The organism is Varibaculum sp. GTC20041, assembly GCF_055387755.1.
Genome location: NZ_AP041144.1, coordinates 1,613,185 through 1,637,146 on the forward strand (window position 1 = coordinate 1,613,185; position 23,962 = coordinate 1,637,146).

Sequence of the window (23,962 nt, forward strand, 5' to 3'; positions counted from 1 at the left end):
GAATATGTGCAAACTCTTCACTATCCGCACGAGATTTAAGCGTGAGCGATAACCTAAAAAAGAGCCGCAGGAGCAGATTCTGGGGTAGTTATTGACGCGCGGCAGCGAGGCTGCGTTCGATTCTGGAGGCAAAGGGTGAGAAAACTAGAAGTCGATGTGGTGGTGATTGGTGGTGGAGCCACCGGCAGTGCCGTAGTACGCGACGTTGCCATGCGCGGATTCAAAGCCGCACTGGTAGATCGGGTGGATTTAGCCCAAGGTACCACTGCTAGGTTCCACGGATTACTGCATTCGGGAGGACGCTACGTAAAATCGGATCCCGAATCCGCAACTGAATGTGCGCAGGAGAACGAAATCTTACGTAAAGTCGTTCCCCATGCCATTGAAGATACTGGCGGACTGTTCGTTACTACCTCGAAAGATAGCGAAGAGCACGCGGATATATTCCTGGAGTGCGCTAATAAAACCAAAGTTCCGGCCTACGAAATTTCCGCGGCCGAAGCGCTAAAACGCGAGCCTCGTCTCGACCCGAAACTCAAGCGAGCTTTCGCGGTACAGGACGCCACTATTGATGGCTGGAAAATGGTTTGGGGATTTGCCCATTCTGCTAAAGAATATGGAGCCGAAATCCTCCCCTACCACTGGGTTACTGGCATCGAAGTCACCAATGGAGCGGTCAGCGCTGTCACTTGTGAGGATCACAAGAACGGTGGGGAAAAAGTCCGCATCGACTGTAAGTTCATCATTAACTGTGGCGGTCCTTGGGCCGGCGAAATCGCCGCTATGGCAGGTTGCCATGATGTGAATGTGGTTCCGGGTGCCGGGATTATGATCGCCATGAATCACCGCATCTGCCAACACGTAATCAATCGGTGCATTTACCCTTCAGATGGGGACTTGATTGTTCCTGCCCATCAGGTGGCAATTATCGGCACCACTGACCAGGTGGCGCCTAGCGCTGACTTCCTACAGATAAAAGACAAAGAAGTACAGCAAATGTTAGACGCAGGGGATGCTCTCCTGCCAGGGTTCCGTCATTCTCGTCCTCTGCACGTATGGGTAGGGGCTCGCCCGCTGGTTAAAGACAACCGGGTGGCAGCTACCGATTCGCGCCATATGTCCCGCGGTATGTCAGTTATGGATCACGAGGAACGCGACGGGGTCAAGGGCATGCTTACCGTGGCGGGTGGCAAACTAACTACCTGCCGCCTGATGGCTGAACGTGCCGTAAATATTATGTGCGACATAATGAAAGATGAGCGTCCTTGTCGCACCGCCCAGGAAGCGGTTCCCGGACAAGAAAACTCTAGGCAGCATCGACTCACCGACCGTCTGCAGGCACGGGAAAAAGAGTGGAATAAAGACCAGATTATTTGCGAATGCGAACTGGTGTCGCGGCGAATGGTGGAAGAAACCATTAAAGAATTCCCGAATGCTTCTCTCGATGATCTCCGCCGTCAGCTCCGCATTGGGATGGGGCCGTGTCAAGGCGGATTCTGCTCTATGCGTTGCGCCGGCATCGTTAATGACCAGGGAGCCGCCTCGGTTGAGCGGGCAACCAATATGATTTCCCTATTTATGAAGAATCGGTGGATTGGTATTAAACCGATTCTTTTCGGGGAGTCTGCCCGCGAAACCGCCCTCGATAGCTGGATTATGCAGGGCATTTTCGACCTGGAGCATGCGCCTGGAAAAGGCCAGCTGAGCGAGGTTGCCCTCAATCCGGTCGAACAAGAACGCGATAAACAGGAACGTGAAGCCGTAAAGGAGGCACTAGCGTGAGAGACGTAGTAGTAATCGGTGCTGGCCTTTCTGGTCTTAGCGCTGCGCTTCGGCTACTTAAAGCCGGGCAGGAAGTTGATTTAATAACCAAGGGGATCGGCGGCATCCAGCTGGGTCAAGGCACGATTGACCTGTATGGATACAGCCCAGAGCGGGTAGATAATCCTCTCGAGGCGATCGCAGGGTTACCTCAGTCCCACCCTTACAGTAAACTGGGCTCTCAGGCGGTAGCCGATTCTGCTAACTGGCTAAAAGAGCAGCTAGGGGCAGATTTGCTTGCCGGCAGTCCAGATAAGAACGTATTCTTGCCCACCTGCCTGGGTGCTTGGCGCCCCACCTGCCTACCCCAGCCGTCAATGCTGGCGGGCGCGCCTGAGGACGGAAAGAAGTACGTAATCGTGGGACTGCGCCGTCTCAAGGACTTTTATCCGCAATTGGTAGCCGAAAATCTGGAAAAGGAAGAAATTCCCGGCGGAGGTAAAGTTTCGGCTCGCCACATCTGGATAGATATCCCGGTACGCCCGGGCGAGGCCGACACTTCCGGGTTGAATTTCGCCCGCGCCCTCGACACCGAGGATTTCCGCGCCAAATTCTGTGACGAGATTAAACGCTATTTGAAAGACGGGGAAGTAGTCGGTTTCCCCGCGGTGCTGGGATTGAAGGATCTGGGCGCCTGGAAGGACATCTCTCGTCGCCTGGGACATGAAGTGTTCGAGATCCCGATTCTGCCGCCTTCCATTCCGGGGATGCGCATCAATGAGGCTCTCACTCAAATGGTACGGGATCTGGGAGTACGCTACATTATCGGCAGTGAAGTAACCGGCCTTAACGTTAGTGATGGCCGGGTTGAATCCGTGACTTTTGATTCTGCCGGCTCGGAGACGACCCTTAAAGCTAAGCACTTCATCTACGCTGGTGGCGGCTTCGAATCCGGTACTTTACATGTGGATTCTTACTGGAATGTTACTGAAAGAGCCTTTAATTTACCGCTCGCAATCCCGAGCGGACCGCTGGTTCACGAAGACTATTGGGGACCAGACCAGCCCCTGTTCGAAGTGGGGGTACAGGTCGATTCCCAGATGCGGGTACTGGATGCTTCCGGGAATCCGCTATATCAGAACCTTTACGCCGCTGGCGGGTTGCTAGCGGGAGCCACTCGGTGGCGGGAAAAGTCCGGTGATGGCATTGCTCTAGCTTCCGCTTTTAGGGCTTGCGAGACGATTTTGGGGGATACCAATGACTAAGGATTTACGTAATAAACCCGAGTTTAATCCGTTGATGCGCGCCAGCTTGGATGCTTGCGTCAAATGCACGATTTGTGAAACCCAATGCCCGGTAGCAGCGGTCACTCCCCTGTTCCCCGGTCCGAAATACGTGGGGCCACAGGCGGAACGTTTCCGCAAGGGAATGTCGGTTGACCACACCATTGATTACTGCTCCAGCTGCGGTACTTGTACCTTAGTGTGTCCGCAGGGCGTGAAGGTGGCTGAGCTAAATAACGTGGCTCGCGCCGCGATGAAGCAGCAAAACGGCCGTCCGCTCCGCGATGTGCTCATCTCCAACACCATGTTTATGGGCAAGGCGATGACCCCGGTGGCTCCGCTGGCGAACTGGGCACTGAAGCAAAAACCGATTCGTCAGATTGTAGAGAAAACTTTCGGGATTCACCATGAAGCGCCGATGCCGGTCGCTGACGGGTTTAGTTTTGAAAAATGGTTCAAGAAGCATACCCGCACTGCTCCGGCTCCCACTAAGGGCAAGATCGTGTTCTTCCACGGTTGTGCGGGTGAATTCTTTGAAACTACTACCTCGATTCGCTCGGTACAGATTCTCGAGCACCTAGGATACGAGGTACTGGTACCTCCTCACGGTTGCTGCGGATTGGCGCAACAGTCTAACGGCCTCTATGACGGGTCAAAGAAACTGATTCGCAAACTGGCGCATGATCTGAACGTCCCCGGGGATGACCTAACGATAGTTGGTTCTTCCGGTTCTTGCGTGGGCATGGTCAAGCATGAGGCGCGCGAGATTCTGGGTGTCCAAGACGAGGAGCTCACGCAGGTGTCGCGGCGTATCTGGGATATTTCGGAGTTCCTGCTGGATTTGTATGACCGGGGCGAACTGGATCTGGATAACTTGGAGCCGATGAACCTGACGGTTACTTATCACGCGCCCTGCCAGCTAAAATCCACGGGGATTGGCACCCCCGGTAAGCAGTTACTGGATAAGATTCCGGGACTGACGGTTCACGAATCAGGCGCTACCTGCTGCGGGATTGCCGGCACTTACGGTTTGAAGCGGGAAAAATATGACATTGCGCAAGCAGTAGGCAAGACCGCTTTCGACAAGATTAAGAGCACTAACTCTGACCTGGTGGTTTCGGACACCGAGACTTGTCGCTGGCAGTTGGAGAAGGGCGGCGGTAAGCCTGCTGTCCACCCAATCTATCTGTTGTTTGAGGCCATGGGGCTAAAAGATAGCTAACACTAAGTTAACCGGGGTTTAGGCTCCGGTTACTGGGTATCTATTTTTGAGGACGCAGCTGGGCTGGTTATTTCAGGACACGACTTAACGCTTCGGCGATAGGTAAGTCGGGTTCTAACCAGTCTAGCTGCGTTACTTTTTCTGCCGGGCTCCACTGCAGGTGGAGATGCGAATCCCCTGCTTGCAGGACTGGTAGCTCACGGGGATAGTAAAGCATTACTCGCATTTGGGCGCCTTTTAGTAGCGGCCAGTTTCCCGCCGGGAGCGGGCCGGGCAAGATTTGTTTCAGCCCAGCAGGAGGAATCTCCCAATCGAGTTCTTCTTTTATTTCCCTAACTAACGCTGCTACCGGTTCCTCGCCCTCGCGCGCTTTTCCGCCTGGAAGTTCCCATTTGCCGCGTAGTTTTTCCGGGTAGGAGCGCTGCGCACAGAGTAGTTTGCTATCGCAGATGGCCGCGAGTGCTACTACGAAAGTCATTGGTACCTCCCTGGTGCCGATGAGCATAAGATAACCGCTTAGGCTGTTGCTCCCAGTCATTTATTCTCACTTTTGTCCACTAGTTTTGAGCGGAGCGCTGCTACTGGTTATACTCTAAAGGCGGCTAAATGCCAACGCGGGTGTAGTTCATCGGTAGAACGACAGCTTCCCAAGCTGTAGAGGCGAGTTCGATTCTCGTCACCCGCTCTGAACGGAGGTGCAAGCACAAGCGCGGAACGCGTTTGAATGCTTGTGACCGGAGTGAGGAAGGGTAGGCACCGCAGGTGCTACTACCCGCTCGAAGTGAGGAGAGCAAGCAAAAGGAGCTTGCTCTTTTTGCTTATTCGACGAACGAGGAGGGTCGTAGGGAGCGCAGCGACCGAGCACCCGCTCTGAGTGAGGATCGTGAATATGAAAGCTTGCTTTCATATTTCTGATCCGAGCGAAGAAGGCTATTTTATCTTTGAGTCGCGAAGTAAGATAGCAATATGACAATCACGACCAATCCGGTTGCAGCGACTGCTCCGTCACTAGAACGGCTTCGTGCTGCAGATGATGAAGTACGTGATGTTATCAAGCATCATAAAGGCACTGGAAAATACTGGGTTTTTGGTTCGGTTTCCAGGGGCGAAGCAACCAGAGATTCGGATTACGACCTGTTGGTGGAGTTCCTTCCCGGAGCAAGCTATTTCAACTTGGCTGCTTTAGAAATTGAGTTAAGCAATCTGCTCCACAACCCGGTTGAAATTATGCCGAGCTCTTCTCAAGGGTACGCGGCAGATCATGCCCGTTCCCAGGCAATCTCGGTAAATCATGACACCTGATCCGAAAGTTGTGGCTACGGCTCTTAGCGAGCTCGCCGAGACGGTAAAACATGTCATCAGCCAGGGAAGAGAGCTTTTCTTGTCGGATTCTTCCGACGCGGAACTCCTCTACCTTGCCTCTTGTCAAGTGATTATTCGGCTACAAGCAATGCTTGAAGACCTTCCGGCTGAAACCTTGGCTCGATGCACAGATCTACCGTTAGCCGAAGTTCGTGGTATGCGTAACCGCATGGCGCACGGCTACCTTGACATTGACAAGTCAATGCTGTGGGAGACAATGTCACACGAGATAATTCCGTTAATCGAGAATATACTTCGCAAAATTGAAAATTATCGCAAGCCCTAACGGATATTGATTTTTCTACCTTGCCAGTGGTTGATTAGCCACCGGTCATGGCTGGCTACCACCAAAGTTCCCGCCCACGCCTTCAGGGCTTCTTCCAACGCTTGCATCGCCTGCAAATCCAGGTAGTTGGTGGGCTCATCAATTATCAGTAAAGAGGGCGAGGTAGCCAGCGCTAACGCAATTTGGGCTCGCCGCTGGTTTCCGGCCGACAGCTCCGGGATAGGCGTAGCCCACAGGGAAGGATGGAGGACACCTTTGCCGACCTCGCCAATACCGTTTTCCCAGATGGTGCCAGTGAATCCGGGGTCGCCCTCCTGGGGAAGCTGCTGAGGAACCAGCCCGACCTTCCGCTCGCCGGCAATTGTGCCGGTACTTTGCGCACCCGCGGGTGGATGCCCGCGATAGATCCAAGTCAAAAGGGTAGATTTTCCAGAACCGTTAGCCCCAGTAACCAGTAGATGCTCTCCATAGAACAAATCGAAACTGAGCGGCGCCAAGCGGCCGGCAACTGTGGCACGACGCGCAGCTACCGCTACTCCGGTGCACGTAGCAGGTTGCTTAAACTCGAAAGTCAGGTCGTAGCTACGGGGTTTGCGCACTTCCTGTTCGTTAAGGCGTTCACCTCGCTTATCGTCATTTCGCATTCGCCGCTGCGCGGTGGCAGCGGCGCGATCTGCAAAAAACTTCTTGGCTTTACCCTCAGCGCTCGCCAGGCGTACGCCCCCGCGAGCTATCTTGCTAGCTTCCTGGCGATGTTTTCTCAGTAACCGTTTCTCGGCCTGCTGTGCTGCATGTAATTCCCGATGCTTGCGGCAAGCACTCGTTTTTTCGGCTAAATATTTTGAGTAGGCACCCGCGCAGCGATAGAGACCAGTAACCTGACTACTACCAGTAGCTTTAGCTAGTTCATTCCATAGTGCTACGTCCATATCGTAAATAACCGTGGCAGTGTCCTCGATAAACGCCCGGTCGTGACTCGACATCAAAACCGCGCCTCTCCATTTATTAACGGTTTCTACTAGAAAATCGATTGCACGAGCGTCTAAATGGTTGGTGGGTTCATCCAAAATCAACACTTCGGGCTTCATGATTAGCGTGACCGCCAGTTGCAGTCTCCCCCGCTCCCCCGGGGACATGCTGCTTAAACTGCGGTCATGTCCTGATCCGGTGAGCACCCCCAAGCCCAGCCTCGCTAAAACTTCAGTGAGCCGCGCCTCGAGCGACCAAATATCAAAACAGCTCATTAAGGCAAGCAGCTGGTCATAGCGGCGCTCCGCCTGGGTATCACCAACACCTTGACTAAGTTCAGCCGTTGCGTCCTGAAACTGGGTAGCGATATTTCGCAGAGGACGCAAAGCACAGCCGAGGTAATCTCTGACGCTGCCACGAAAATGTTCAACAGCGGGTACCTGGAAGAACTCAGCGTTTGTTCCCACGACCTTAACCTTGCCTTGTTCTGGCAAAAGATCCTGGGAAGCGATGCGAAGCAGGGTAGTTTTCCCGCAACCATTGGGACCAATCAAACAGGCGCGCTCGCCCTCCCCTACCTGCAAATTGATGTTTTCGAGCAGCGGTTTAGAGGAGTATGAAAAAGAAATATTTTCGAGAATGATGGCAGGCATAATAATCTCCAGGACGCAACGATTAAGGGCGGCGTCTCAGCTGAGCTGAGTAGAGATTACAATGTCATCGGAAATTAGCTCCCCACTTGGATAACATAACGAGCACCTAGCCCGTTACCTACCTTGATTTTAGCCAACCCCTTGCCGAATAGCTACAGCTTATTACCCGCTTCAGGTAGCCTACAGGCAGCTAGCTACTTAAAGAGGGCGCACTCTCCCCTTTGGGTAGTGGCAGCTCTACCTCTGGGTAGTTTTTAGCAATACCTAAAAATCAGTTTCAGCACTGTTCCCTGCGCCCGATGGGCGGACTGAAATAGAAGGTATGAATCAATATAAAGAAAAAGAGGTGCTCAGCACCGATAACATCACTAAAAGTTTCGGAAACGTACACGCTCTCGCCGGGGTTTCTCTACAAATTCATGAGGGCGAGTCGGTGGCAATCATGGGGCCATCGGGGTCAGGAAAATCGACCCTTTTGCATTGCCTATCCGGCGTCCTCGTTCCCGAATCCGGAAAAGTTTTATTCCGGGGCGAGGATATCGCGGCACAAAAAGATGTAACGCGCTCCCGGCTGCGGCTTAGCCAGTTCGGGTTTGTGTTCCAAGACGGGCAACTCATCCCCGAGCTGCCTGCCCGCGAAAACGTGGCACTCCCCCTTATTTTGACCGGAACTCTGCTCCCGAAAGCTTTAACGCGCGCAGATAAACTACTCGCTGAGCTGGGACTTTCTGAGCTGAAAAAGCGGCGTCCCGGAGATATGTCCGGGGGTCAGGCACAGCGGGTAGCAATCGCTCGCGCCCTCATCGGTAGCCCGAAAGTGGTTTTTGCAGATGAACCTTCTGGCGCTCTTGATCAAGCTACCGGATACGAAATGATGGAAACTTTAACCCGGGAAACACAGCGCTGCGGGGCAGCATTAGTGCTGGTTACCCACGACATTAACGTTGCGCAATGGTGTTCACGTCTGATTGAAATTCGGGACGGTAAAATCCACTCCGACCGCGCTCTAGCGCCGCAGTCTAGGAGGGCGTAAATGTCGACCACTAACATAGCCAGCCCAGCTACCTCCTCGCGCGCACAAAACCTAAACTGGTTAACCTGGCATCTCACTAAAGCACGTTTCCGCTCTCGCCAGGGCGAATCACTACTTTATTTGGCGTCAATCCTGGCCTATACGGTGTGTGCCGGGTTAGCGTTAACGGTTGCTGGCGGCACCTACATGTTCTATAACCGCTGGCAGACCCCCACCGGAATCGCTGCCCAGTTACTTGAAGCCGATGCGAGTTTCGAAATCATGCTAAAGTTCTATTTCCTCTTAGCCATTTTGGCCTGCGCTCTAATAATCCCATCTTTAAGCTCGCTCGCCACCAAGGCGGCAGTATTGGGGGCACGAGGACGCGAAAAGCGTTTAGCCTCCTTGCGCCTGCTGGGTGTGTCCTCTGCGGAGGTCACCAAGATGACCCTGCTAGATGCGCTGATCCAAGCGGTTATCGGTTCCCTGATCGGTACTGCTCTTTATTTCGCGACCCTTCCTGCCTGGACTTTTCTTGAAATAGAAGCCAAATATATAACGGTTAAGGAAATGCTGCTGCCCTGGTGGCTACTGTTGATCGTGCTAGCAGTAATTATCTTGCTGGGACAGATTTCTGCCTGGTGGGGAATGCAGCAGGTAAGAGTTTCTCCCTTGGGAGTAACCCGCAGAGCGAGCCAACCGGCGCTGCGCATTTGGCGCCTGGTAGCTGCGGTAGCTATTTTTATCGCCGCTTTCATAGTCAGTCAGGCAACCTTAGGGCTATCAAAAACCCGGACGATAGCGATAGTCTCCGCCGTTGTTCTGGTAGTTATTTTGGGGTTTAACTTGCTGGGACCCTACCTGTTGCAACTAAATGCTCGCTTGCTGGCAAAGGTGCCGATTCCTGCGATGGTACTGGCGTCTCGGCGAATAGTGGCCGACCCCAAGACTACTTGGCGGCGCGTCAGCGGTATGGGGTTCTTAGCTTTTCTCGCGGGTTTCGTAGCCATGTCGCCAGTACTGGTCAATGGGGAAGGTTCTGATCGCCTGGCTGACAACTTTATTGCAGCCACCCGTTGGGATTTCCAAACTGGCGCCATGATTACCTTGGCGGTCAGTTTCGCGCTTTGTGCCTGTGCCATGTTGATTACCCAAGCGGCAACGGTGATTGAAAATGCCGAGCAGTCCCGGGCTCTGGCGAAAATGGGCGCCCCGCGCGGCTTCGAATTGCGCTCGATGTGGCTGGAAACTTTGGGACCACTAGCGGTATCCGTGCTAGGAGGAGGCATCTTAGGACTAGTAGCCGCTATGCCGATGGTGCAAATGTTAAAGGAACAAACCGGACAAACCCCTGAGAATTCGGTGACCCAAATGTGCCTGTTAATGCTGGCCGGTTTGGCGGTTACGGCGGCCTCGATTTTCGCTAGCCACCCCCTGCATCGACGTTTACGCCTGCTGCAGCAACGCGCCAACGACTAACGGCCAGTTCTACTGGACGTTCGCACGGTTACATAACTAGCGCGGAAGCCTAGAGAAGTTACCAAGAAATCTAATCCCCCAGCAAGGATTTTGCCGGACTTTCCCATATAGGAAAGTCCGGCAAAATTAATTACTAACTCAGGATCCCCTAAATCTATGCCACTCCAACTATTCACCCAAAACCCGAGAATCACCAAAAGCCCCTAGTTTATGAAAAAACTCATACAACAGGAACTTTATGCAGGTCAACACAGCAAGCACCCCCTATAGGACAAACGTCAGTTTTCTTTTTCCCAATTGATAACTATCTTTATTATCAGGTTCACCTAACCTAAACTAATATTTCGGGTACCCGAATAATATGAAAGAGGATGATAAATGAAACTGAAAGCCGTGGTCTCCGGAATCTGTGCGCTAGCCCTGGCAGCTTCCCTGGGAGGTTGCGCCAAAGATGGTGCCGCCGATAATGCGGATGGAGCTAATGGAAAGCTAAAAATTGTTGCCACCACCGGTTATCTTGCCGACGCGGTGAAAAACATAGCCCCCGACGCCGAGATTACTACCCTGGTAGCCCCCGGAGGCGATCCCCACACTCAAGAACTCACCACCAAAGACACTGAAAAAATCCAAAAAGCGGACCTGGTGGTTTGGACCAGTCACGACATGGAACACAAAATGATGGGTCAGTTCGATGGTCTGGGTGATAAATCCTTGCCCGCCGCAGAAGCCATTCCGAAAAAAATGCTGCTGGACTGGGAAGAAGATGGCAAGATCGAAGGCCACGACCCCCACGTGTGGAATGACCCGATCGGATGGCAATACGCGGTAACCGCTACTGCCGAAAAAATTGCGAAACTAGATAAAGCTAACGCCGACAAATACCTCAAGAACGGTAAAGAATATAACGCCAAGATTCAGGCCATGCATGAAAAGGCCAAGGTCGCATTGGCAAAGATTCCTGCCAATCGCCGCACTCTGGTAACCGGTCACGACGCCTTCAACTACCTGGGACGCACCTACGGACTAGACATTATGGCTACCGATATGGTTTCTTCCGAATCGGAAATCTCTGCGGTACAGTTGGAAGAACTGGCAAACACTATTGCTAGCAAAAAAGTTCCGGTTATCTTCTATGACAACCTCAAGAGCCCGGAAGTAGTAAAGCACCTCCAAGAAATGGTGAAGTCCAAAGGTTGGGAAGTTAAACTCTCCGACACCGAACTCTATGCAGACACCCTCGGCGAGAAAGCCCCCACCAACACCTATCTGGGAGCTTTCCAGCACAATGTGGAAGCTATTGTAAAGGCACTCTCATAGAGAACGCGACCTGAGTGCCAGGATGGGCGCTAGGTTTCGCCGTCTCCAAGTTTCCTAGCGCCCATCCTCTTTCTTCCCAAATCATTCAGTTATCTTCGTTAAAGGTATTAACTCCATGACTTCCAAAAACACTTCTTCCCCAGAAGACTCCCGAGAAAAGACTGCCAGCGTACCAGTGAGCACTCCCCCTTGCGTGGTGGAAAACATCAGCGCCGCTTACCGAGATCGTCTTGCCCTCTCCGGGGTGAGTTTTACCGTCCCCAGCGGAGAAATCATGGCGATTCTTGGCCCTAATGGAGCCGGAAAATCTACTTTGATCAAAGCGATGCTGGAACTGATTCCCCGGGTCAGCGGGAAATCTGAATTCTTTGGGAAAAACTTGAGCCGGGTACGCAAACGTATTGCCTATATGCCGCAGTCTGCCTCAATTGATTGGGATTTTCCCGCGCGAGTAAAAGACGTGGTGTTAATGGGAACCTACACCCACTTGGGATGGCTGCGCCGCCCGGGGAAAAAAGAGCATCAGGCGGCGCTAGCCGCTATGGAACAACTAGATATCTCCGATCTCGCAAACCGACAGATTTCTGAGCTTTCCGGGGGACAAAAACAACGCACCTTTGTGGCGCGCGCCCTGGCCGCCGATGCTGATTTATTAGTTATGGATGAACCCTTCGCGGGGGTTGATATGAAGTCCGAAAAGACGATTTTACAGGTACTGCGTTCTCTAGCTAGCTCCGGGAAAACCGTGCTCCTGGTACACCATGATTTGGCTACTGTAAAAGATTTTTGTTCCTCAGTATTGCTGCTTCGCGAAGGAAACTTGGTGGCCTCCGGTCCTCTAGACACTACCTTTACCGCTAAGAACATTTCCCAGGCATACGGAATCGAGGGAGCGCTGGCATGAAGCACGCCCTCACCAACCTCTCTAGCCTTTTCCCCCAGGAACTAATCTCTCTAAGTGATTTTTGGGGAACCTACAGTTTTCGTGTGATGACCGCGGGAGCAATCCTGGTGGGTTTCTTCGCCGGAACCCTCGGATCCCTACTTTACGTGCGTAAACAATCCCTAGTTTCTGACGTTATTGGACATAGTTCTATTGCCGGGATTGTGGGAGCCTTCGTAATTGCTTCGCTAATGGGCGCAGATGGACAATCGATCCTGGTTTTGACGATTGGAGCCACAATTTCCGGCTTGCTGGCTGTTGCCACCACCAATCTAATTGCAGAAAAATCCAAAGTGGGAGTGGAAGCCGCCATGGCAATTTCTCTGGCCATCTATTATGGCGGCGGCATGGTGGCCTTGAGGCTATTATCCTTTTCCCATTTCTCCGGACGCTCTGGTATTGCACAATATCTGTTCGGCAATGCCGCCACTATGCGTCAAATCGATGTGTTCACCGTTGCTATCCTAGGTTTTACTACTCTATTGATCGTCGCGATTTTCTGGAAGGAGATCGCGCTCTTTGCTTTTGACCCCGTAGGCGCCCAGGCAGCTGGCTTTTCCGGTAACCTTTTGATCGCCATTGTCACCTTGTGCACCACCGTAGGTATCGTGATTGGGGTGAAATCTGTAGGGGTAGTATTGATGGTTGCTTTTGCTATTATCCCCGCAGCTGCTGCACGGCAGTGGACCGATCATCTACCGGTATTATTCCTAATGGCGGGAGCAATAGGTGCACTTAGCGGCGGTTTTGGTTCTTATCTGGCAGTATCCATCGGTAAGGTGCCTACTGGACCGGTAATCGTAGTCATCCTTTCGCTGGTTCTAGCTATTTCTTTAGTTTTCTCTCCGCACCGCTCTTTGCTGGCTTACCGGTATCGCCGCCGCCGGCATATCCAAAATTTAAAGCACGAGCAGGAAGATAATACCTCCCCCGCTCAGGGTAATTCCTGGAAAGAGCAGCCTACTAATCCTGCGGCAATAGCTAACCAGCTGTGTTTCTCACCGACAAAGGCGCAGGAAGGCGACACTCCCTCCCCAATTCTCCAATCAGCCGGAACATTAAGCCACAACTCCCAGCTAGACCCCGAGGTTAATCTGAAATGAGTTTTGTACTTGCAGCCTTATTACTAGCAATTACTACCTCGGTAACTTGCGCCCTACCCGGCACCTTCTTGGTGTTGCGTCGTCAATCCATGCTGGTGGACGCAATGAGCCACGCAGTCCTACCCGGAATCGTGCTGGGAGCGTTGCTTTCTGGATCCACTTATTCTCCGATAATGGTGGTTCTTGCCGCTGGTTTTGGGTTAATCGTAGTTTTGGGAGCCAACTATCTGCAATCCACCGGTCTACTACCTAAGGATGCCAGTCAAGGAGTTATCTTCCCCCTGCTATTTTCGGGCGGAGTAATTTTACTGTCCACTGCGCTGGCGCATGTACATATCTGCGAGGATACGGTACTGACCGGCGACCTGAACCTGCTGGCTTTAGATACCGAAAGGTTGATAATCAGCAATTATGATTTTGGTCCCCGCGCCATGTGGATGCTGCTGATAATTTTCGTAGCGAATACAATATTTTTACTGCTTACCTATAAGGTTATGCAGCTTGTGACTTTCGATAGGGAATCAGCCCGAGTCATCGGGTTCCCCATCCGCACGGTGGAAACTATATTCATGGTTCTGGTGGCCTTAACTATTGTGGTGGCTTTTTCTACTGCGGGCGCCATTCTAGTGATTGCCCTACTGGTAACCCCAGCAGCCACTGCGATTCTACTGTCTAATTCTCTCCCAAAAATATTTGCTTTCACCCTGATTATTGCGGTAATCAGCGCAATTATCGGTTTTATTACCGCTTGGCATTTCAACCTTGCCACCTCGGCGATGATGGCATTTACCGATGGGGTCTTATTCCTAATAGTTCTACTGATCAGCCGGGTGCGCACCCGTGTCAAGAAGCACGCTTAGAGCTATCCCAGCTGCTACCTACTCCAAATAGTTGCTAAGGGCTGTCCCGGTAACCAATGACGGTTACCGGGACAGCCCTTACTGACCGAATACCTCCATCTAGGCATTAACTGCATTTGCTAAGATAAGCAAAGCTGGTCATTCCTAATCTTCTTCCTGTGCATGTGCGGTCAGCTGCTGTGGGTACTGAAAGTCATGCCGGAAACCAAGGGGATTCCCCTTGAAAAAATGTCCAAGAAACTAGGTGTGGAGTAGTTATCATGACCGATATGAAATCAACTGAGTGTCCCGTACTTTGCCTGGGAGAAGCCCTGATTGACGTTATTAAACGTGCAGGTAATGTGGACGAGAAAGTGGGGGGCAGCGTTTTTAACGTAGCGTGCGGAATCGCCAGTTTAGGTCACCCCACCTCCTTGGCTTCTTGGTGGGGCGAGGACGAGCGTGGTAAGAGCCTAGAAGAAAAACTAGCCTCCGCCGGAGTAAGCGTGGTGCCTGGTAGCACTAACGCTCAGAAAACCCCGATAGCTAACGCTCAAATCGACGATAATGGGCAAGCAACCTACAGCTTCGAGCTGGAGTGGCAGGTTCCGCCCCTGCCGAAGGTCAGTACCCTCAGCCACTTGCATACCGGAAGTTTCGCCGCTACTTTGGCACCGGGCGCCTCTGCAGTGGTCAAGGCGGTCAAGGCCATGGCAGCTGGGGGAACCGTAAGCTATGACCCCAATGTACGCCCCTCGTTAATGGGCAGTCCCGAGGAAGTACGCCCGCGGATCGAAGAGCTAATCAGCCTCGCTGATCTGGTTAAAGCCAGCGATGAAGATATCGCTTGGCTCTACGGCAAAGACACTCCGATTGAGACCGTGTTACACAAGTGGAAAGACCTGGGACCAGGCATAATTGTAGCTACCCGCGGACCGTGGGCGTCCTATGCGTTTTGCGCCAATGACCGGGATATGTTGGCGGTAGATCCCCTAAACATCAAGGTCAAAGACACGGTGGGCGCCGGAGATTCCTTTATGGCCGGCCTGATTTCGGGACTGTTAGATGCAGGCCTGCTGGGTTCGGCGGAAGCCAAACAGCGGTTACGGCAAGCTCGCCTCAGCGATATCCAAGGTGCTCTCCACCGGGCAACCATCACCTCGGGAATCACGGTAAGTAAGGTGGGAGCCTATGGTCCTACCCAAGCTGAGGTAGCAGAGGTACTTGCCGCTGACCCCACCCTCTAGCTAGAGCGAACGCGTTAGAGACAACAGCGAATTTAGGTGGGCGGGGGAGCTATGACACCTCCCCCGCCCACCTATATCAGGGGTTAAGAAACAAACTTTTTCCCGTAGTAACAGACTTTAAGCATGTTTTCTATTTCCGCCATGGTAGCTTTACGGGGCGTACCAGTATAGGACTCGCGATCGAAAGTACGCTGGGCTAGCTCGGGCAGTTGCGCCAGGAAATCTGCTTCCGAAATCTCAAAATCCTGCACCTTTAACGGCACCCCAAAGGTGGAAACCAAGTTTTCCAAAGCCTGGGCAAGAGCCGCACCGGCGTCCTCTTCTCGCGCCTCAATTCCGAGTCGACGACAAATTTCAGTCAGCTGCTGGGGAGCCTGGAAACGCAGATAGTTCGGGGAAGCCACAAACTTGCGCGGCCGTCCTCCTAAGAACCGCACCACATTAGGCAGCACTGCCGGGAAATATTCCTGATTACTGCCTCCAAAAGCGGCTGCAAAAGTCTTGGTCAATGAATCCGCCAACCCCATTGTGGTGTTACCCTGCGCTGTAGAAATTAAGAACGCCCCTTCGATAACCTTTTCTCGCTGGTCAGCCAATTCTTGACTCTCTTCTGCGGCACTAACTACCCGGGGCAAAGTCTTATATACATTCTCTAGGCCGTGCAGCGCCAAGGAATCGGTATATTCACTGGCTTGGGTAGAAGTATAGGCTTCGATAGCGCAGGCGACACCCTGGAAACCGCGCCGCAGAGTATCTTTTCGGCTATAGGGCGCCAAGGTAGTATCCATAACCACAATTTGCGGCAGGAATGCAGTCGACTTAACTGGACGAGCAAAACCAGTATCCACATCGGTAATAGCAGCCGAGGGTGCGACCGCAGCACGCCCTCCGGTAATAGTAGGAACACAGATAAGCTGTGGCGAATTAATGTGAGCTGGTAAGGAGATATGCCCGGCACAGACCTCCTTAACCGATAACTCGGGGCACGCCGCGAACAAACGTAGGAATTTAGCTGCATTGATAACGCTTCGCTCCCCAACTGCAATAACCGTCTGCGGTCCGTAACCAGTGATTTCACGTACTTTCTTCTCTAGATATTCGGTACTGAAATGCCTTTCCGCATCATCAATAACCTGAACAGATATTTTATTGCTGCGGGCATACAGTAGTTGCATCACCACATCCAATTGCCCGTTATTAGCGGCACGTTGATTGGTAATCACCGTAATTTTGGTACCTAACTCCAGATTGGCTAGCTGCCGAATATAGCCAGATCCGAGATAAATTTGATTAGGTACTTGGAAAGGCATCATTACCGGGTTCCTCCTGGCTAGCCGTTTGACATTAAGCAGGTTAACTGCACTGATATTGTTCGATACCGAGTTATGGCCATAAGAACCACAGCCGAGAGTCAACGAGGGCACCATCGCGTTATAAAGACCTCCGATAGCACCGAAAGCGCTCGGGGAATTTTCAATAACCCGCACGGCGTTAACTTCTTTGGCGAACTTGTCAATAACTTCCCATTCGCGGCAATGAATGGCCGCGCTGTGTCCCAGCCCGTCTTGTTCTACCATCTGGCGGGACAAATCAATGCCTTCCGTGGCATTTTTCGCCCGCAATACCGCCAAGATTGGGGAGAGCTTTTCTCGGGTCAATGGCTCTTCATAACTTACTTCCGAGCAGGGCACTAAAATAGCTGGGGTATCTTCGGGAACGCTAAAGCCGGCCATTTCTGCTATCTTCGAGGCTTTCTGTCCCACAATCGCCGCATTCAATTTGGCGGTCTTGCACCCTTCACTACCCGCACGTGCCCCGAAAAGCAGCTCTTCTAGCTTCGCTTTCTCCTCCGCGTTTGCCAGGTAGCATCCGAGATTTTCAAACTCTGCCAGCGCCTGATCAGCAATGGTCTCGTCGAGGATCACCGCCTGCTCGGCAGCACAAATCATGCCGTTATCAAACGACTTCGAAATAGTGACGTCATTTACTGCATTTTTGACCACGGCGCTTTCGTGGATATAGGCAGGACAGTTTCCAGCTCCCACCCCTAGCGCCGGTTTCCCGCAAGAATAGGCACTCTTGACCATAGCGTTACCACCGGTAGCGAGAATAACTGCTACTCCCGGATGGTTTATCAGCTTCGTAGTAGCCTGCATTGAAGGAGCGGTAATCCACTGTACGCATCCCTTAGGCGCCCCAGCTTCTAGCGCCGCCTCGTAAACTATTTTGGCGGCATGAGCAGAACAGTTCTGTGCGAATGGGTGGAACGCAAAAATAATGGGGTTGCGAGTTTTTAGGCAAATCAGTGCTTTAAAAATAGTGGTGGAGGTGGGGTTAGTGACCGGGGTAAGAGCCGCCACCACCCCGACTGGTTCTGCAACTTCCACGATCCCGGAGAACTCATCACGGGAAATCACCCCTACGGTTTTTTGCCCCTCTAAGTCGTGGGCAATAACTTCGGAGGCAAAAATGTTTTTTACGGTTTTGTCTTCAAAGTTACCGCGTTTGGTTTCGGTTACCGCCTCGGCGGCCAGCACCGCATGGGCTTCCCGCGCTTTTCGGGCGGCGGTTTCTACAATAATATCTACGGTACGCTGATCAAGACTCTCAAATTTTGCCAGTGCCTGCTGGGCATTTGCTACGAGTGCATCGATGGCTGTTTCGTCGGCAGCCTGTTCGATTGGGGCCGCACTCAACTCTTTTTGGGACATGGTTAACTCTTTTCTGTACACCGATTAAATAAACTGGATCTGCTTTACTACGGCCAACAACTCTGTTTAGAAAAATTTACCTAATAAAAACATTAACTTGAATAAAAATAAATTTGGCTCATAGCATAGGTTTTCAGGCCCCTAAGCCTTTATGCACATTTATGCATACCTATGAAGCATATGCCTAAACCCAGAGATACACAGCCCTAGTATCCCGCAGACACTTTTCTTATCTCGCACCAGCTGCTGGGAAGGAAAGAATTAATATCAGTATGCAATCCCAGTTAGTGAACCATTCGGCGAACTAGCCGATATTGCATAAACGCCATTACCCCTAAAGCAATACTCAAATACACTGGCAGCAACCCCACTGATAAACGATCCGCCACTATCCCGAATAGTGGTGGCATAATCAGGACTCCCACAAAGAAACAAGACATTTGTACCCCGGTGATTGCCCGCGAGCGCTCCCTCCCAAAAATCTGCGGGGTGGAATGGATCATCGCCGGATAAATAGGAGAACACCCAAGTCCAACCGCCATTATCCCGCACACTGCCAACGCGGCTGACCCGGGAATAATCAGCATTAGCAACCCCAAAGCTGTCAGTATCATCCCCGAGCGAATCATCTGTTGATCCGAGTAACGCATAGCCAAAAAACCGCTGATAGCACGCCCTAAGGTGATTCCTAAGAACACCATACTGGCGAAGGCGGCCGCCGCAGCTGCATCCATATTTTTAAACAACCGCAAGTAAGTTGCCGCCCACAGCCCGATGGTGTGTTCTAACGCGGAATAACAGAAGAAACAGACCATCATGGCTTTCACTCCCGGAATCTGCACCACTTCGGAAAGCTTCAGGTGTCGAGGTCGTGCGGACTGAACTTTCAGCTCCGGGATTTCCTCGGCCTTTCCGGAGCCAGCATTTTCTGCCCCTCGGTCAGGATAGTTGCTAGAAATAGCAGCGGAGTCGGCCTGCTCGCCGCGTTTCCACAGAGGAAGACTTAGGAATAGTACCGCGGTTATGCCCAGTTGTATACAGGCGGCATACCAGTAGCCCCCGCGCCAGTCGCTGCCTCCCGCAAGGGCAGCTCCCATAATGTAAGGACCAATCGTGGCACCAATCCCCCAACAGCAGTGCAGCCAGTTCATATGGGAACTCTTAAAATGTAGTGCCACATAGTTATTTAACGCCACATCTATACTGCCGGCTCCCAATCCGTAAGGAATCGCGCATACACAAAGCGCCCAGAAGTTGGGAGCCATTCCGAACCCCAGGATAGCTACCGCGGTTAGCCCCACCGAAATGGCGGTGATTTTTCCGGTGCCTAGCCAGGAAATCAAACGATCTGAGAGCAGGGAGGAAACAATGGTTCCTAGGGAAATAATCACCGAGACAATCCCGGCGTAGGAAACCGTTACCATAAAATCTGAATAAATTGCTGGCCAAGCCGACCCCAGCAGGGCGTCAGGTAGTCCTAGGCTAATGAAAGCCAGATAAATCAGTGCCAGTAATAAGTTAGTCAAGGGTGCCTCCTGGCTTAAAACTATCAGTTTTAAGCATCCACATATTGCCTGAAAAGGCTACATTTTCCTGGTCCTCAAGCTGGTGCAAGCACCACTGTTAGACATACAAGGGAGCCAAGCGGCGCTGCATCAAGGCGAATACTCCCAGAGACAGAGCCAGGTAGACAGGTAAAAAACCGACAGATAAATACTGCGCTATCAGGCCAAAAAGGGGCGGCATCACGAAAACCCCCAAGTTACAGCTAGCCATCTGCACGCCGATTACTGCGCGCGAGCGATCCCTCCCAAAGATTTGGGGAGTTGCGTGAATCATCGCAGGATACATCGGCGAGCAACCCAGACCAATCGCCATAAGTCCGCAAATCGTGATGGTTGCCGATCCCGGTATTAACAACAGAACTACTCCCCCCGCTACCAGACTTATCCCCAAACGGATTAATTGCTGGTCAGAGTAACGAATCGACAAAAATCCGCTCGCTGCTCGCCCTAGGGTTATCCCCAGGAATAACATTCCCGCAAAGGAGGCGGCGCTCGCGGCATCCATACCTTTAAATAACTTAAGGTAGGTTCCACCCCAGACCCCAGTTGCTTGTTCCAATACGGCATAGCAGAAGAAACATGCCATTACCTCTTTTACACCTTTAACCCGCACTGTCTGTGAAAGCTTGAGAGGGCGCTGGTTAGCTGCAGAGGAATCCGATTCGGGCAACTTCTCACTACTGGCAGGAGAGCTTTCCTGTTCGTGGCGTTTCCAGAGCGGCAAACTTAAAAATAGAATCGCGGTAATTACTAGCTGTATCAAGGCTATATACCAGTATCCGCTCTGCCAGTTACCTCCCCCAGAAAGTGCTACCCCCATCACATAAGGACCAATCGTGGCACCAACTCCCCAGGAGCAGTGCAGCCAGTTCATGTGGGTACTCTTGAAATGTAGCGCTACATAGTTATTGAGAGCCACATCCACGCTGCCCGCTCCCAGTCCGTAGGGAATCGCGCAGACGCACAGCACCCAAAAGTAAGGGGCAAAGGCGAAGCCCAGAATAGCCAAAGCAGTCAACAACCCCGAAAGCACGGTCACTTTCCCGGTACCAAGCCGGGAGATTATCCGATCCGACAGCAGACTAGAAGTAACAGTTCCCAAGGAGATAATCATAGAAATAAATCCCGCATACGAAACCGGCACCGCAAAATCTGGATAAATCTCTGGCCAGGCTGAACCCAGCAGAGAATCGGGTAATCCCAAGCTGATAAAAGCCAGATAAATCAGTGCCAGTAGTAAGTTAGTCAAGAGCGCCTCCTGAAATAAAACTATCAGTTTTAGGCACCCATTTACCGCGCCCAAAATCAGCATTTCAGTGACCATAAAATTTGAGGAGGCATCAATTTAACAGGCGGTGACGGAAACTTTACGGGAAAACGGGGGCAGTTGAAAATACCATTTTTACAGCTAGTGGTAAAACAGTGGCTAAGTTTTAGCTTTATTAAGTGGCAGAAAAAGTTGCGGGTCTTGCTGAAAGCAATCAGCAAGACCCGCTCCCGGTTTTAGGTTTCCCCAAAACCTATTTTTCTGGAGGTTACAGTTTAGGCTTCAAAGAGTTTTTGCCCCACGTAGTCTTCTCCCTGCCCCACACCGGGTGGCATTACCCACATACTGGTAGCTATATGCTGCAGGTATTCGGTCATGGCGTCCCCCGACATCTTCTTCAGAATGGGAATGAAGTTGGTTTGGGGGTTACGAACATAGGCGATAAACATCAGCCCACCTTCCAGACGCCCCAAGCTGTCGGTACCCTCCATATAGTTGTATCCGCGCCTGAGCATCCGGGCTCCCCCGTTGTTATCGGGGTGCACCATCGCCACGTGCGAATCCACCGGGATCAGCGGTTCCCCGTCTTCGCCCTTCTTCTTAAAGTCGGGATCGGTGAACTCAGTTCCTCCGGACTGGGGGGCTCCCTCTAGTTTGTCGCGCCCAATGGTGTCTTCTTGCTCTTGCAAGACCAGTTCGTCCCAGACTTCCATCATCTGCTTGATTTTGCGAGTACAAAGATAGCTGCCACCTGCAAAATACTTTCCGCCCGAATCACCGGGCTGAATCCACAGATGCTTATTTAGCTCCGCATCGGAATCTTCCTTTTTGATATTGGAAGTTCCATCCTTGAACCCGAAGAGGTTACGGGGAGTTTTTTGCCCGGTCGAGGTAGAGGAGGTGCGTCCATAACCCAGTTGCGTCCAGCGAACGGTTGCGGTGCCGAACGCCAAACGACTTAGGTTGTGGATTGCGTGCATAGAGATCATGGGATCTTCCGAACACGCTTGCACCACGATATCCCCGTAGCACTGATCGGGATCCAGTTTCTCTGCTGCCATCCTCGGGATCCCGCCTTTTAGCGGCTCCGGCATCCTATCGGCAATCCCCAGGCGGTCTTTCCCGTCTTTCAGGAAGAAACTTTCCCCAAAACCAATAGTGATCGTGAGGGCGCCTGGCCCGAGATCATAGGCTTCGCCCGTATCATCCGGGGGTGCCAGTTTGGACACTTTGGGATCGTTTACCGGATTACCAGCCATCATCCGTTCAGCCGCCAAAGACCAGTCTTTCAGCAGCTGAATAACCAGTTCCCGGCTCTCAGTGGTCAGGTCATAGGCAGCCATCATCATCTGCTGCTGCTGAGGGGTGAGAATTCCCGGTTGATGTTTACCTCTAAAAGGATAGGAAATCTTCATTACATCGGAAGCCGCTTCTCCGGCGGCCTCACCTTTGGATTTACCGTAGGCGAAACCTCCGAATCCCCCGATGCCGATACCGGCGAGGGCAGCGATCCCCCCACCGATTAACACGTTGCGACGGGAAATCCCCGGAGCAGAAGCAGTTTCTTCTGGGGTTTCCCCCGAGGAGGCAACCTTTGAGGTTTCCTCCTCGGGGTGATGGTTAACAGAGTTATTACTCAATGAATATTCACCTTATTTCAGGATAGATTCCGTCAACTTCGCCAGCGGAGCACGCAGCGCATTTACCTTATCGGAAAGCTCTTTTTGCTTCTTGGTGTACTTTTCGGGAGTTTTCTCCAAACCGACAGCGACCGTCGCGATATCAGTGTAGGGCGGGAAATCCCACTGGTTATCCCCACTGGCCCGGTTATAGGAGGAAATAGTAGCTTCTAGATCCTTCATCTTGGCATCGATTTTCTTCGCCAGTTCTGGATCTTTCTTCTGCGCTAAGGCCTGCACATTACCGTAAGCTACCCGGGCACCCTCCACGTTGGCCTGGAAATCATAGAGGTCAGTGTGCGAGAAGATCTCTTCCTCACCCGTGATCTTGGTGGTAGCTACTTCTTCTAGCAGACCAATAGCGCCATTGGAAATATCGTCCAGCTTTAGTTTGAAGTCAGCAGCATAAACCGCTTTATGTAGATCCTGAGTGTCTTTCATCAGCAAATCGGCAAACTTGGTGCGATCGGCAGCAGAAAGCTTCTGATCGATCCACAGATCTTTCTCTAAGCGGTGCCAACCGGTCCATTCCCGCCCGTCAGCGTCATCAGCCTGCTGATAGTCGGTTTCCCGCTCGTCCAGCTTCGGATCCAAATCACCGAAGGACTCCGCAGTGGGCTCGATCCGCTCGTAATGCATACGAGCCAAGGGATAGAGCTTCTTAGCTTTTTCGTTGTCGCCCGCCTTGTAAGCATCTACAAATTCTTGGGTGGCTGCTACCAACTGGCCAGCCTGATCCTTTACATAGGCGGTGTACTTGGTAACCGCGTCATCGCGCAGTTTTTGCTCATCGGCGCTGACCTTAATCCCTTCACCCTTGGTTACTTTGAACTCTTTCAGCCCCACCAAGGCGCCTACCATGTTCTTCTTGCAGGCGGTGTAGTAGGTTCCTTCTTCTAGCTGCACGGTGAAGTCGCGTTTATCCCCGGCTGCCAGGTTCTCCATTTCTCCCATAATCTGCAGCTTGTCTTCAGCAAGTACTTCAAACTCATTGCGGGCAGGTCCCTCGTTGTTTAGGGAGAATTTGATAGTACCCGCCGGCGCAGTATTGACCGCTAGCTCGCACTTGTCGTCAGCGATTTTCACCTCGATGGGTTTAGCGCTACCCGCCGCACCATCACTGGCGGCGCTGTTGTCGTTCTTTACGCAACCAGTCATCGTGACTGCCAGCGCCGTACCCACGAAGGCTACGGCAATCTTACGCATTTGCATTTATTTGTCTCCTTAGGTGTGCATTTTTGCGTCGAGGACGCGAGCGCGCCCT

The 23,962-nt window shown here is 52.1% G+C and carries 19 protein-coding genes and 1 tRNA gene; 13 read left to right on the top strand and 7 right to left on the bottom strand.

Annotated features, from left to right (window positions below; all coding sequences use genetic code 11):
* The first annotated feature begins 135 nt into the window (after positions 1-135).
* Genes glpA through ACZ5BI_RS06750 form a run of 3 tightly spaced genes read left to right on the top strand, consistent with a single transcriptional unit; the run spans position 136 to position 4,266 of the window.
* Entirely contained in the window at positions 136-1,782 is a 1,647-nt protein-coding gene (glpA, locus tag ACZ5BI_RS06740) for an anaerobic glycerol-3-phosphate dehydrogenase subunit GlpA (protein WP_464895939.1), read from the top strand.
* The gene (gene glpB, locus ACZ5BI_RS06745; RefSeq protein ID WP_316087062.1) at positions 1,779-3,026 is read left to right on the top strand and encodes a glycerol-3-phosphate dehydrogenase subunit GlpB; all 1,248 of its coding nucleotides are present in this window, start codon (positions 1,779-1,781) and stop codon (positions 3,024-3,026) included. The genes glpA and glpB overlap by 4 nt, the downstream gene beginning before the upstream one ends.
* Entirely contained in the window at positions 3,019-4,266 is a 1,248-nt protein-coding gene (locus tag ACZ5BI_RS06750) for an anaerobic glycerol-3-phosphate dehydrogenase subunit C (protein ID WP_024058369.1), read from the top strand. The genes glpB and ACZ5BI_RS06750 overlap by 8 nt, the downstream gene beginning before the upstream one ends.
* Before the next feature lie 67 nt (positions 4,267-4,333).
* Here the strand turns inward: ACZ5BI_RS06750 and ACZ5BI_RS06755 are convergent, their stop codons facing one another.
* Complete coding sequence (locus ACZ5BI_RS06755; protein ID WP_464895940.1) at positions 4,334-4,744, bottom strand: NUDIX domain-containing protein; 411 nt, start codon at positions 4,742-4,744, stop codon at positions 4,334-4,336.
* Positions 4,745-4,880: 136 nt separating this feature from the next.
* On the opposite strand from ACZ5BI_RS06755, the gene ACZ5BI_RS06760 reads away from it, so the two are divergent.
* The 3 genes from ACZ5BI_RS06760 to ACZ5BI_RS06770 all read left to right on the top strand — a co-directional run bounded on the left by ACZ5BI_RS06760 (position 4,881) and on the right by ACZ5BI_RS06770 (position 5,914).
* Positions 4,881-4,951: transfer RNA gene (locus ACZ5BI_RS06760), tRNA-Gly, on the top strand.
* A 281-nt stretch (positions 4,952-5,232) separates the two neighbouring features.
* Positions 5,233-5,568, top strand: coding sequence for a nucleotidyltransferase family protein (locus tag ACZ5BI_RS06765; RefSeq protein WP_464895941.1), 336 nt, complete (start codon positions 5,233-5,235; stop codon positions 5,566-5,568).
* On the top strand, positions 5,558-5,914 hold the full coding sequence (locus ACZ5BI_RS06770) for a HepT-like ribonuclease domain-containing protein (RefSeq protein WP_464895942.1): 357 nt from the start codon (positions 5,558-5,560) through the stop codon (positions 5,912-5,914). Before ACZ5BI_RS06765 ends, ACZ5BI_RS06770 begins: the two co-directional genes overlap by 11 nt.
* Here the strand turns inward: ACZ5BI_RS06770 and ACZ5BI_RS06775 are convergent.
* Entirely contained in the window at positions 5,911-7,536 is a 1,626-nt protein-coding gene (locus ACZ5BI_RS06775) for an ATP-binding cassette domain-containing protein (protein WP_464895943.1), read from the bottom strand. The genes ACZ5BI_RS06770 and ACZ5BI_RS06775 overlap by 4 nt on opposite strands.
* Before the next feature lie 322 nt (positions 7,537-7,858).
* Between ACZ5BI_RS06775 and ACZ5BI_RS06780 the strand changes: the two genes are divergently transcribed.
* The 7 genes from ACZ5BI_RS06780 (at position 7,859) to ACZ5BI_RS06810 (ending at position 15,476) form a co-directional block, all read left to right on the top strand.
* A complete protein-coding gene (locus tag ACZ5BI_RS06780; protein WP_464895944.1) occupies positions 7,859-8,569 on the top strand; it encodes an ABC transporter ATP-binding protein in 711 nt (236 codons plus the stop codon).
* Positions 8,570-10,027: an FtsX-like permease family protein gene (locus ACZ5BI_RS06785; protein ID WP_464895945.1), complete on the top strand. Its 1,458-nt coding sequence runs from the start codon at positions 8,570-8,572 to the stop codon at positions 10,025-10,027.
* A 378-nt stretch (positions 10,028-10,405) separates the two neighbouring features.
* On the top strand, positions 10,406-11,344 hold the full coding sequence (locus tag ACZ5BI_RS06790; protein WP_464895946.1) for a metal ABC transporter substrate-binding protein: 939 nt from the start codon (positions 10,406-10,408) through the stop codon (positions 11,342-11,344).
* A 115-nt stretch (positions 11,345-11,459) separates the two neighbouring features.
* The gene (locus tag ACZ5BI_RS06795) at positions 11,460-12,248 is read left to right on the top strand and encodes a metal ABC transporter ATP-binding protein (RefSeq protein WP_464895947.1); all 789 of its coding nucleotides are present in this window, start codon (positions 11,460-11,462) and stop codon (positions 12,246-12,248) included.
* The gene (locus ACZ5BI_RS06800; protein WP_464895948.1) at positions 12,245-13,390 is read left to right on the top strand and encodes a metal ABC transporter permease; all 1,146 of its coding nucleotides are present in this window, start codon (positions 12,245-12,247) and stop codon (positions 13,388-13,390) included. Before ACZ5BI_RS06795 ends, ACZ5BI_RS06800 begins: the two co-directional genes overlap by 4 nt.
* Positions 13,387-14,250 (top strand): metal ABC transporter permease, encoded by an 864-nt coding sequence (locus ACZ5BI_RS06805; RefSeq protein ID WP_311525403.1) that lies wholly within the window; start codon positions 13,387-13,389, stop codon positions 14,248-14,250. The genes ACZ5BI_RS06800 and ACZ5BI_RS06805 overlap by 4 nt, the downstream gene beginning before the upstream one ends.
* 260 nt (positions 14,251-14,510) lie before the next feature.
* Positions 14,511-15,476: a carbohydrate kinase family protein gene (locus ACZ5BI_RS06810; protein ID WP_464895949.1), complete on the top strand. Its 966-nt coding sequence runs from the start codon at positions 14,511-14,513 to the stop codon at positions 15,474-15,476.
* 83 nt (positions 15,477-15,559) lie between these two features.
* On the opposite strand, the gene ACZ5BI_RS06815 is transcribed toward ACZ5BI_RS06810, so the two are convergent.
* From ACZ5BI_RS06815 to efeO, 5 genes are all read right to left on the bottom strand, one after another.
* Entirely contained in the window at positions 15,560-18,187 is a 2,628-nt protein-coding gene (locus ACZ5BI_RS06815; RefSeq protein WP_464895950.1) for an iron-containing alcohol dehydrogenase, read from the bottom strand.
* Between the two features lie 284 nt (positions 18,188-18,471).
* Positions 18,472-19,713, bottom strand: a complete 1,242-nt coding sequence (locus ACZ5BI_RS06820; protein WP_464895951.1) for an MFS transporter — start codon at positions 19,711-19,713, stop codon at positions 18,472-18,474.
* Between the two features lie 97 nt (positions 19,714-19,810).
* Positions 19,811-21,001 carry an MFS transporter gene (locus ACZ5BI_RS06825; protein ID WP_464895952.1) on the bottom strand — a complete coding sequence of 397 codons (1,191 nt, stop codon included), beginning with the start codon at positions 20,999-21,001 and terminating at the stop codon, positions 19,811-19,813.
* Between the two features lie 293 nt (positions 21,002-21,294).
* The gene (gene efeB / locus ACZ5BI_RS06830; protein ID WP_464895953.1) at positions 21,295-22,659 is read right to left on the bottom strand and encodes an iron uptake transporter deferrochelatase/peroxidase subunit; all 1,365 of its coding nucleotides are present in this window, start codon (positions 22,657-22,659) and stop codon (positions 21,295-21,297) included.
* A 12-nt stretch (positions 22,660-22,671) separates the two neighbouring features.
* Entirely contained in the window at positions 22,672-23,904 is a 1,233-nt protein-coding gene (gene efeO / locus ACZ5BI_RS06835) for an iron uptake system protein EfeO (protein ID WP_464895954.1), read from the bottom strand.
* Positions 23,905-23,962 lie beyond the last annotated feature (58 nt).